Annotated in this window: 13 protein-coding genes; 7 read left to right on the forward strand and 6 right to left on the reverse strand. The window is 66.1% G+C overall.

The features are described from left to right. The coding region (locus VM221_09355; protein ID HUT75021.1) for a S8 family serine peptidase at positions 1–1,686 on the forward strand (1,686 nt) is incomplete at its 5' end. Between the two features lie 25 nt (positions 1,687–1,711). Here the strand turns inward: VM221_09355 and VM221_09360 are convergent. Next, positions 1,712–2,674: a tyrosine-type recombinase/integrase gene (locus tag VM221_09360; protein ID HUT75022.1), complete on the reverse strand. Its 963-nt coding sequence runs from the start codon at positions 2,672–2,674 to the stop codon at positions 1,712–1,714. A 584-nt stretch (positions 2,675–3,258) separates the two neighbouring features. Here VM221_09360 and VM221_09365 point away from each other — a divergent pair. The 3 genes from VM221_09365 (at position 3,259) to VM221_09375 (ending at position 4,623) form a co-directional block, all read left to right on the forward strand. Continuing rightward, on the forward strand, positions 3,259–3,534 hold the full coding sequence (locus VM221_09365) for a hypothetical protein (GenBank protein ID HUT75023.1): 276 nt from the start codon (positions 3,259–3,261) through the stop codon (positions 3,532–3,534). A 442-nt stretch (positions 3,535–3,976) separates the two neighbouring features. Further along, positions 3,977–4,195, forward strand: a complete 219-nt coding sequence (locus tag VM221_09370) for a helix-turn-helix transcriptional regulator (GenBank protein HUT75024.1) — start codon at positions 3,977–3,979, stop codon at positions 4,193–4,195. Then, complete coding sequence (locus tag VM221_09375) at positions 4,192–4,623, forward strand: DUF6773 family protein (protein ID HUT75025.1); 432 nt, start codon at positions 4,192–4,194, stop codon at positions 4,621–4,623. The genes VM221_09370 and VM221_09375 overlap by 4 nt, the downstream gene beginning before the upstream one ends. A 109-nt stretch (positions 4,624–4,732) precedes the next feature. On the opposite strand, the gene VM221_09380 is transcribed toward VM221_09375, so the two are convergent. The 3 genes from VM221_09380 to amrS all read right to left on the reverse strand — a co-directional run bounded on the left by VM221_09380 (position 4,733) and on the right by amrS (position 7,905). Further along, the gene (locus VM221_09380) at positions 4,733–6,394 is read right to left on the reverse strand and encodes an AarF/ABC1/UbiB kinase family protein (GenBank protein HUT75026.1); all 1,662 of its coding nucleotides are present in this window, start codon (positions 6,392–6,394) and stop codon (positions 4,733–4,735) included. Between the two features lie 102 nt (positions 6,395–6,496). Beyond that, the gene (locus VM221_09385) at positions 6,497–6,874 is read right to left on the reverse strand and encodes a hypothetical protein (protein HUT75027.1); all 378 of its coding nucleotides are present in this window, start codon (positions 6,872–6,874) and stop codon (positions 6,497–6,499) included. Positions 6,875–6,888: 14 nt separating this feature from the next. Beyond that, positions 6,889–7,905, reverse strand: coding sequence for an AmmeMemoRadiSam system radical SAM enzyme (gene amrS / locus VM221_09390; GenBank protein ID HUT75028.1), 1,017 nt, complete (start codon positions 7,903–7,905; stop codon positions 6,889–6,891). A gap of 218 nt (positions 7,906–8,123) precedes the next feature. Between amrS and VM221_09395 the strand changes: the two genes are divergently transcribed. Next, positions 8,124–8,453 (forward strand): MazG nucleotide pyrophosphohydrolase domain-containing protein, encoded by a 330-nt coding sequence (locus tag VM221_09395; GenBank protein ID HUT75029.1) that lies wholly within the window; start codon positions 8,124–8,126, stop codon positions 8,451–8,453. Continuing rightward, positions 8,435–9,049: a tetratricopeptide repeat protein gene (locus VM221_09400; protein ID HUT75030.1), complete on the forward strand. Its 615-nt coding sequence runs from the start codon at positions 8,435–8,437 to the stop codon at positions 9,047–9,049. The genes VM221_09395 and VM221_09400 overlap by 19 nt, the downstream gene beginning before the upstream one ends. A gap of 30 nt (positions 9,050–9,079) precedes the next feature. Here the strand turns inward: VM221_09400 and VM221_09405 are convergent, their stop codons facing one another. Beyond that, positions 9,080–9,535, reverse strand: coding sequence for a GNAT family N-acetyltransferase (locus VM221_09405; protein HUT75031.1), 456 nt, complete (start codon positions 9,533–9,535; stop codon positions 9,080–9,082). A 31-nt stretch (positions 9,536–9,566) separates the two neighbouring features. Continuing rightward, a complete protein-coding gene (locus VM221_09410) occupies positions 9,567–9,797 on the reverse strand; it encodes a hypothetical protein (protein HUT75032.1) in 231 nt (76 codons plus the stop codon). Positions 9,798–10,213: 416 nt separating this feature from the next. Here VM221_09410 and VM221_09415 point away from each other — a divergent pair. Next, positions 10,214–10,652 (forward strand): cation transporter (locus VM221_09415; protein HUT75033.1); only part of this gene is annotated, 439 nt, incomplete at its 3' end.

Here is a 10,652-nt window from a genome sequence, read left to right on the forward strand (position 1 = left end):
TTTGTCCGCCAAGTGCTCACCGCCCCGAACGATCCACTCTACGGCTACCAGTGGAACTTCGACGACAGCCTATCTCCCAATCCTTACGGTGGGGCCAATGGTGGAGGCATCAACCTGGAACCCGCCTGGGATATGTCGAGCGGCACGGGCGTGATCGTGGCAGTCATCGACACCGGCATTGCCTACGAGAACTACTCGGAGCGGGTGCGTAACCGGAAGCGGACATACTACCAGGCTCCTGACCTTGCCCAGACGGACTTCGCTCCCGGCTACGACTTCGTGAATAACGACCTCCATCCCAATGATGACAATAGCCACGGCACCCATGTCGCGGGCACCATCGCCCAAAGCACGGCGAATGCGCTGGGAGTGGCCGGCATTGCTTTCGACGCCACGCTGATGCCCGTGAAGGTGCTTGACGCCAACGGCTCCGGCACGGATGCCGAGGTGGCGGACGGCATCTACTATGCGGTCGACAACGGCGCTGACGTGTTGAATCTCAGCCTGGGTGGGGCCGGGAGCTCGACCACGCTCGGGAACGCGGTCGCCTATGCCTATCAGCACGGCGCGACTGTCGTGTGCGCCGCCGGCAACGAAGGCGCGGGTTCGAACAGCCCCTCCTATCCCGCTGCCTACGACGCCTACTGTATCGCGGTGGCCGCCACCCGGTACGATGAGACACGCGCCTACTACTCGAACTACGGCTCTTATGTGGACATCGCCGCGCCCGGGGGCGATGTCACGGTCGACCAGAACGGCGACGGGTATGTGGATGGCATCCTGCAGAACACCTTCAACCCCAACACGAGGAACACGGGAGACTTCGGGTACTGGTTCTTCCAGGGCACCTCGATGGCGACTCCTCATGTATCGGGAGTGGCTGCGCTCTTGATCGCCGACGGCGTCGCTGGACCGGATCAGGTTCGAGAGGCGCTCCAGAGCACTGCGGAGGACAAGGGAGCGCCGGGCTGGGACAGCTACTACGGCTGGGGGATCGTCGATGCTTATGCGGCACTCAACTGTGCTCTCGCCCCGGTGCACGACGTCGCGGTGACGAGTGTGAGCGCTCCGTCGAGCGCCGTTCAGGGCGAAGGGGTCTCGGTTGACGTGACGGCGGCCAACCTGGGCGACTTCACGGAAAGCTTTACCGTGACCCTGGCAGACGCCACCGACTCTGTTCCGATCGGCAGCCAGACGGTGAGCCCAGCAGCACACGCGAGTCAGACGCTTGCCTTCACCTGGCCGACCGCCACGGCTTCAACTGGGAATCATCTGCTCCGGGCGGAGGCGAGTGCGGTGAGTGGTGAAAGCAATCTCACTAACAACGTCGCGACAACCACGGTAAGCATCATCCCGCCCGGCCAGATGATGCATGTCGCCGGCATTGATATGGCTCTGAAGACAGCGGGGGTGAACACGGCTGCGCTCGCAACTGTGACGATAGTCGATGGCGGGGGCACGGCCGTCTCTGGGGTAGGCGTGTTCGGGCATTGGAGCGGCGCCAGCAGCGACAGTGACACCGGGCTCACCGACGGCGCCGGCCGCGTGACGCTCCAGTCCAACAACGTCAAGCGAGCGCTTCACGGCACGACTTTCACTTTCACCATCGACAGCGTAAGTCTCGCGGGCTGGAGCTACGATTCTGGCTCGAACCTCGAAACCAGCGATTCCATCTCCGTTCCTTGAGCGCGGCTGACGCCAGCGTTGCAGGCTACGGACCAGTGCCACGGAGGCCTGCCGTTCTGGGCTGGGTCGGGCTCCCCAGCAACTCCGCCACCTGCCGGCGCAGGTCTTCGGCGTCCATATGCGTATAGCGCTGGGTGGTGGTGACGCTGGAGTGGCCGAGCAACTCCTGCACCGCGCGCAGGTTGGGCCGGGCGCGCAAGGCGTGGGTAGCAAACGTGTGGCGCAGCAGGTGCGGCCCCGAGCGGTCGGTCACCCCGATGCGCCGCAGATATCGGTTGACCAGCAGGGCCACTCCCCGCACCGAAAAGCGCTCCCCGCTGCGGTTGAGGAACAGCGCGGGGTTATCATCCTCGCGTCGGGCCAGGTAGTCCTCCAGCGTATGGCGGGCATGGGCATTGACCGGCACCCAGCGCAGGCGCCGCCCCTTGCCGACCAGTTGCACCTGGCCCCAGCCATCGGCGGGCAACTGCACATCCGCGCGGTTGAGCGCGCACAGCTCCCCGACCCGCAGGCCGGTGTTGTAGAGGAAAGCCAGCAGCGCCAGGTCGCGCACGCCGGTTGGAGTGTCAGTGTGCGGCTCGGCCAGCAGGCGATCCACCTCCTCCACGGTCAGATGCTTCGGCGCGAGAGTCGGCCCGACGCGGATCGAGCGCAAGCTCATGGCCGGGCTGGAGTCCAGCACGCGGTTGTCTACCAGAAAGTTGAAGAGCGACCGCGTGGCGGCGATGGCGTGGTTGATGCTGGAGGGCGCGCGCCCGGCTTGCTGCTGAGCGCGGAAGAACTCCCGCAAGTCGGCGGGGTGCACCTGGTCGAGTCGCGCCGGCAGCGCCGCCAGCAACGGCTCCAGGTCGCGGCGATAAGAGCGCACCGAATGCGGCGAGCGCCCCTCCAGCGCCAGCGCATCCAGAAACTCGCTCAGCAGAGACCGAGTCTGCCGCCTGCTCCCTACCTCCCTCCTACCTACCTTCCCTGATCCTCCCTTGGTCATCCTGCCCTCCTCGCACGCGTGGCGTGCATCCTATAAGTACATAGGGAGGATGTTTAGCCGAAGATGTCAAGGCCAAGGGGCAGGCGATAGGAGTCATCTTGGCGACGACTTGGCGCACAGACGCGCCGACAGCGCCGCGAAGGGCCGGAGGGCGAGGCATAGCCGCGGGCCGCGCCCGAAAGCGCGACACGGGCGCCCACGGCGCGCCGTTCGCGGCCTCGCGCACCCCCGATGTCTGCTGCGGCCGCAGGGAAGCCATCCTGGCGCGGTGAAAAGCGCTCCAGATTCGGGCGCTGGTGGCCAGGCGCGAGCACCCCTGCAAGCTCGCGCGGAGGGATCAAGGTGCAAGAGCAAGGACACCGACGGTGTACCTCAATTCATCCCTTGACTTGTTCCATGATTGTTGAACCTGAACACCGGAAAGTGCCGTTGTGCGCTTTTCGTGCGTGTGCCGAACAGGATGGCAGATTGTGACCAACGAATCAGCCAAATAGCGCTGGGCCCGCATGGGGCGAATCCGCGGAAGACGGCACGCGGCCAAGCGTAAGAAACACAACGTGCCGGCTGCAAAGGAGGGTACCATCGTGGCAATGGGCGTTTTCGGCTGGGCGGTCACGCTTGCGGTGGGCATCGGCTTGGGCCTGCTGACCCGCGCGTCCGTGTGCGTAGGTGCACGCACGGGACTTTGGTGGGCTGCAGTACTCGCCGGTCTGGCGGGCGCTGTGGCTGGACGACTTGTGATCGATGTCGCCTTTTCCGGCTGGCACTCGCCCTTCTTGGGCGGAGTATTTGGCGCACTTTTCCTATCTTTTGTTTGGGCGGCGGCCATGCGCATCACCGCACCGCCCACTGGAAACTGAGTGGGGTCACGGACTGAGAGCGAAACGGCTCAAGCCGGTAGCAGCGGGCTACTGCGTCCGTGTTAAGTGGGCTTGGGACACCGGTTTCCGGGCGAACGGTGGTCTTACTGACCTGAGAGGAGAGCAGGGGAGCTACGTGGCGGTGGGGTTGCAGCCGGACGGAGAGAGAGTTCGCGACCGCAACTTCCTACTCCAAAACGCCCTGTCATCGAAATCTTTGACCTCGTCCGAAGCAGAGAGAGTTTCGATCCCAGGTCGCTTTCCTCCACCACGCCTGCCTGAACAAACCGTCACCGGACGGTTTGTTCAGCATCCTCGTATTTCACCCAGCAACGCAGATGATTGGGAAATATATCTGACTTTATGACAGATATACTTGACATTATGCCATATATATATTACACTAACGGCATCACACCCTGGGGATTGGGGCTTCGATGCGATGAAATCAGAGTTGCGCGTTCGCAACCGGGTCAAACTGGCCCGGGTGGAATGCGGATATACGCAGCAGGGATTGGCGGATCTGATCGGGGTGACCCGGCAGACCATCGGGTTGATCGAGGCGGAACAGTATAACCCGACGATCATCCTGTGCCTGCGCCTGGCGCAGGCGCTGCACAGATCGTTGACCGATCTTTTCTGGGCGGAGGAACCCGAATGAGCAACCATTCTGATGAACGCATCACCGCCACGCACCAGCGTTGGGCAGCGCGCGGCTTCTGGTTCTTGTTCATCGCGCTGCCAACAGACCTACTGGTGCGCGTTTTGCTCCTGAAACAGGAACCTCGGCAATACCTGGACATTGCGTTGATCTGGATGGCGGCGATGCTATACGTCGGCATCGGGATGACGGCGAGCGGCGTGGCGCCGTTCGGAGGGAAACGGTCGAAGTCTTGGCTGGTCATACTGATCATCGCGGTGGGGGGTCCCGTAGAGCTGACGCTGATGGGCATGGTACACACGCTGGCCGATCTCATCGCCATTATCATCAGCGGGACCGCCGGCGCCTTCGTGATGCTTATCATTTTGCGGGTCATTTATGGTGTGTGGGAACGCAAAGCCCTCGGACGTGGACCACGAGAAGAATGATCAGCGACCGTTCAGTGTCTTGGGGAGCTTGTTCATTGGGGAGAATTAGGGAGATTAGGGAAATTAGGGACAGCTACAATACTGTTTACTTAATGACTTGGCGGTGTGCTCACTCCCGCGGGCTGAGGAGGCCGCCGAGGAGGGTGATGACGGCGATGCCGACCGCGGCCAGCACCGGAATGCCGACCCACAGCTTGATGGTGCTCGAAACCGTGGTGGACAGCATGAACAACGCGGTCGCGATCTCCAGCGCCCCCAGTATCACCGCCAGGGAGACGCGATTGTAGAGCACATTGCGATAGGCCAGCGCGTGCTCGCCCTCCTCGGCCGCTACGCGCACCCGCAGCGTGCCGCGGCGCAGCTCGCCCAGCACCTGGTTGAGGCGCTCCGGCAGGGCGCCCAGATTGCGCGCCAGGTCGCGCCCAAGCTCGGACAGGTCCTCGACCAGGTGGTGCGGGCTCAGGCGCTCGCGCCGCAAGCGTTCGATGACCGGAGAGGCGGCCTGGTCGAACTCGAAATCGCGATCCAGCTCGCGGCAAATGCCCTCGGTCATCACCAGCGCCTTGCCCAGCTGCGAGAGCTCCCAGGGCACCGGGATGCGGTGGCGCGACATGAGCGCCACCACGCGCATGAAGAGCTCGCCCAGGGGAAACTCGTGCCGCGGCAAGAAATGGTACCTGGTGAACAGGCGTCGCAGATCGCGGCGCAGGCCGCCGACCTCCTGGTGCTCGCCCATCATGCCCATGTCCGCGATCTCGTCCAGGGCCCCCTGCGAGTCCTGCCTCATCAGCGCCAGCACGAGGCTGATCAGCGACCGCCGGAACCGCCGGTCGAGGCGCCCCACCATGCCGAAGTCCAGCAGCACCAGGGCGCCGTCCCCCCGCACCCACACGTTGCCCTGGTGCGGGTCGCCGTGGAATAACCCGTCCACAAAGATCTGCTGCAACATGCATTGGGCGAAGCGCTGCGCGAGCTGGGGCAAGTCCACCCCGAGCCGGCTCAGCTCCTGGGTGCGGTCAATGCGCAGCCCATGCACCCGTTCCATCGTCAGCACGCGCTGCGTAGTCAGCTCCCACACCACCTGCGGCACCTGCACCCACGACAGCTCGCGCAGGTTGTCGCGGACGGTCTGCGCGCTGTGGGCCTCGATCCGGTACCGCAGCTCATCGCGCAGGAGGGAGCTGAACTCATCCACCAGCCCCGGCAAGTCGAAGCGGCGCAAGGCCTGAGAGCGCAGGTGCAGAAAGTCGGCCGCATCGCGCATGATGGCGAGGTCGGTTTCGATCGCCGCCGAGATCCCCGGCCGCTGCACCTTGACCGTCACCGCGCGCCCATCTCGGGTCTGGGCGGCGTGCACCTGGCCGATGGAGGCGGAGGATAAGGGCTCCGGGTCGAAGGACGCAAAGAGCTGCTCCGGCGGCGCTCCCAGCTCCCGCGCAACTTCGGCCGCCACCGGGCGGTACGGTACCGGCGGCGCCTCATCCTGGAGCTTGCGCAGTTCATGGATGAACCGCGGAGGCAGGATATCCTCGCGGCTGCTCAGCACCTGCCCGAGCTTGATGAAAGTCGGGCCCAGCTCCCCCAGTGCCAGACGCAGGCGCTCGGCCAGGGACAAGGGATGCTCGCGCCCCCGCAGTCGAGCCCGCCAGCGGCTGACCGGTATCAGCCGGTCGAGGCCGAACTGGATCGCCAGGTACCCGAAGCCGTACTTGACCAGGATGCCGGATACCTCGCGCAGACGCCGCAGGTTGCGCAGTCGCGTGTGCAGCACCAAGGTGCCCTCATAAGGCGGCCACGGGCAGCCGGAACGGGATGCCACGCCATCGCAAGGGCCGCGACTCGAGGGTGCGCCCCGAATCGTGGCGGAGCGGTACTACTGAGGCAGCTCGTGCGGCGCTTGCCCCGCCGCCGACCGCGCCTCGAGGCGATCGAGGCGCTGCTGCAGCTCCCCGATGCGCGCGCGCGCGTGTCGGAGCTCGGAGGCGCGCGCGAGGTCCGCCTTGTCAATCGCCCGTTCCACCGCCTCCGCAGCCAGCTTCTCCAGGCGCTCCTTCTGCTCCTTGCCGCGTTCGATCATCCGTTCGAGCAGTTGTTTGCCCTCCTGCCTGCTGACCTCGCCCTTGGCGACCAGTTCATCCATCGCCTTCTGCGCCGCCTCCTTGGTCAGCATCACCGCGCCCACGCCCAGGTCTAAAGAGCGCGCCAGGACGTCGCGCCAGGACAGGTGCTCGCCCTCGCCTTCATGCTTCATGTCGCTGCCTCCTCTCATGGGCCGACAATGTTGATCTCCTCGCCGCAGTGCGTGCACTTGCCCGCCCGCACCCCGGTCACTCGCGCCGAGAACTCGCTGCGCGCGACCATCGTCATCCCGCACGCCGGACAGGCCGTATCCTCGCCGCCGGCGCCCGCCACGTTGCCGAGATAGACGTAGTGAAGCTTCTCCTTGGCGATGGCGAGCGCCCGCTGCAGGGTCGAGGGCGGCGTCGGCGGCGCGTCAAGCCGGTACGCCGGATGATAGCGCGAGAAGTGCAAGGGGATGGCCGCGTCAACTCCCGCGACCCAATCCACCAGCGCCCGCAGCTCGTCGTCAGAGTCGTTGCGGCCAGGGATGACGAGGTTGGTCAACTCCACCAGGCATCCGGCCGCGTGCGCGATCTCCACCGTCCGCCGCACCGGCGCCGCGCGGCCCTTGCACAGCGTGCGATAGAAATCATCGCCGAAGCTCTTGACATCAATGTTCATCGCATCCACCGCCGGCAGCAGCTGGCGCAGCGGCTCCTCGTTGATGTAGCCGTTAGTGACGAGGACGATCTTCAGCCCGCGCTCGCGCGCCAGCAAGGCGGTGTCATAGACATACTCGTACCAGATCAGCGGTTCGTTGTAGGTGAAGGCGAGGCCCAGGTTGTGCTGATCGCGCAGCGCCAGCTCCACCGCTTGGGGCGGCGTCAGCTCGCGCGTGGGCGCCGCGTCCTGAGAGATCTGCCAGTTCTGGCAGAAGTCGCAGGCCAGGTTGCACCCCAGCGTGCCCAGCGACAGGATCCACGACCCGGGATAGAAGTGGTAGAGCGGCTTCTTCTCGATGGGGTCGAGGTTGATCGAGGTGACGCGGGAGTAGGTGAGGGCATAGAGCCGGCCGCCGCGGTGTCGGCGCACGCGGCAGATGCCGGTCTGGCCATCGGCGATGCGGCACTGGTGGGGGCACAGCCGGCAGTGAACCCGGCCCTCCACCGCGGGGTCGTAGAACGCGCACTGCTTGTCGCTGTCGAGCGCATACTCGCTCACGGGCAGTCCTCCGGCGGGCATCGCAGCCGCGTCGCTGATTATACCTGGCCCCCTGGGGCGAGACAAGGCCGCGCGCGTGCCCCGTGGTGCTGTGCGCAGACAAACGGAGCCGCTGTCGTTGTGGGCGGCCAGGATACGGCGGTGCGCGTGAAGAACCAACCAATGGGCGGTCCGACCGGTCGGGGCGAGATAACCGCGACTTCGGCGAAGTCGCGTCCTTGAGTGACGAGGCGATGAAGGTATCCGAGTTCCAGCGGTTGATCGAACAGATATACCTCGAGCGAGACCGCCGACGCGGCCTCGGCGGCACCTTCATGTGGTTTTGCGAGGAGACGGGGGAGCTGGCGCAGGCGCTGCGCGTGGGTGATGCGGCCCAACTACGGGCGGAGTTCGCCGACGCGCTGGCGTGGCTGGCGACCCTCGCAAGCATCGCGGGAGTGGACCTCGAGGCGGCGGCGCGAGACAAGTACGCGTCGGGGTGCCCGAAGTGCGCCGCCATCCCCTGTCGCTGTGAGGAGGTGGCCGGGCCATGTCGCGGCGAGTCTTGAGGATCATCGTGGGGGCCCTGGTGCTGTGCGCGCTGGGGGCGGCGGCGGTGTACGCAAGACGGTGCAGCGACCGCGCCACATTGAAGATCGCCTATATGGACGCGGCCGCCGAAGCGGAGGGCAGGGGAGACTGGTCCGCTGCCGCCACCGCGTATCGCAAGGCGCTGGCGGTTGACCGGAGATACCTGCCGGCGCGCACCGGGCTCGCCGAGATGTACAGCCAGCAAGGGCGCGAGGACCTGGCGCTGCGCGAGTACCGCCGCGGCGTGGCGGCCGATCCACGCAACCCGGACGCGCACGTGGCGGTGGCGCACTGGTGTATCGAGCATCACCGCTACGCGGGCGCGGCAGCGGCGCTCAAGCAGGCCATCCGCTTGGCGCCGCGCGAGACCTTCCCGAGGGTGCTGCTGGTGCACGTATGCCGGTGGAACGGCCAGTTCGCACAAGCGCGGGATCAGCTCGCGGAGCTGGAGAAGCTGAGCCCCGGTTCGCCGGACCTGCGCCGGGCGCGGAGGGCCACGGAGCGCCAGGCGCAGCGGGCTCGGAATGAGGCGGCGTCGAAGAGAAACCAGGCCCAGCCTACCGCCGCGCGCTAGGCGCCGCGACGAGTCGGGGCCGAGACCGGTTCAGTCACCGCGCTCGGGCACCACCGGTTTTTCCATCACCCATCCCATGGGCTCGAGGGCCACCCGCTGGAAGCCCGCGGCTTCACAGACGGTGATCGCCGGGTGGTTGCTTTCCTGTAGGCAGATTCGCAGCGAGCGCAGGCCGCGTTGCGCGGCGGCCCGGCCGACCTCGTCCAAGAGCATGGTTGCGAACCCGCGGTTGCGGTAGTCCGGGCGCAGCACCAGCCAGTTGATGAAGAGGTGGTCCTCGTCCGGAGAGAAGGTAACATATCCCGCCAGCGCCTCGCGGTCCCACATCACCAGGGTGGTCGCCTGCTCGTCGCCGATCATGCCCTTGAAGAGCTCCTCATCGAACTCCTCAGCGGCACCGCGGCGCCCCGTCGTCACTATGCTCTCGCGGGTCAGCTCCAGCATTGCCGGGTAATCCGCATGCTTGTATGGCAGCAATTCGGGCATGGCCTACGTTCTGGGCCGCGCCGACCGGCCGCTAGGGCAGGCGGTTCTCCCCCCGTTCAGAGTGCGCCCTCGTGATCGCCTCCTGCACGCGGCGGCGAAAGCGGCGTGCCTGCTCGACGATGCATTCGAGTTGCGCCCTCAGCTCGTCATCCGCGGGGGCGGCCGCGAGCGCTGCCTGGAGGCGCGAAACCACCAGATCCGCTTCCGCCAGCAGCTTCGCCTCGACCGCGGCGCGCTTCGCCTGCTCTTCACGCGACGTCATCGGAACTCGCCACCCTTCGGTCTTCGCGGGCCCCGGAGGCTCGCTTCGGCCGCCGAAGCGGTCGGCGTCGGCCACGATGGACTTCCCCACCCGCCCGGCCATACCTGCCTGCTGAGGGCGCGACTTCGCCCGCAGCCGCGAAACCGCACGCGGTCAGGCGACCGGGCGCCCATGACTTCTAACAACGGACGCGCAGGTATGGAATAACCCATTGGCTTGCTCCAAGGTCGGCCGGCAATAGCGGCAGTTGCCGCCCCCCGGGGCAAGCCTTTTTCCCCTCTCAGCGCGGGCCGGCGGTCCGGTGCAGCAGGAGCCCTGCCCGCCGAAAGCCAATTATCACCGCGATCGCGTCAGAACGCGACCTCGCTGAAGTCGCGGCTATCTCGCCCCGACCGGTCGGGGCGCACGTGTGACCCATGGCCACGCGCAAGCTCCAGCTTCCGCTAATCATCCCCGGCGGCGCCGAGTGCGAGCGCTGCATAGAGCGGCTCGAAACCGAGGTCGCGGTCGCCAAGGGAGTGTTGTCGGCGACCGTGGATCGGCAGGCCTCGACCTTCCTGCTCGAGTATGACCAGGACCGCACCTCCTTCGACGCTCTGGAGCGTAAGGTGGTCGAGATCGGCGCCGGCATCGGCGCGCGCTTCCGGCATGAGACGATCATGCTCGGGGGATTGGATTGCCCGGACTGCGCGGCCACCCTCGACACGGTGGTCTCGAAGATGCCGGGCGTCGTCCACTCGACGACCAGCGTAGTCGGCTCCAACATGCGCGTGGAGTACCGGGCGCAGGAGGTGGACCTGGACGCCATCATCGCGCGGCTGCGCACGATGGGGTACGAGGCGCAGCCGGAGTCGG

It is taken from the genome of Armatimonadota bacterium, assembly GCA_035527535.1.
GTDB lineage: Bacteria > Armatimonadota > Hebobacteria.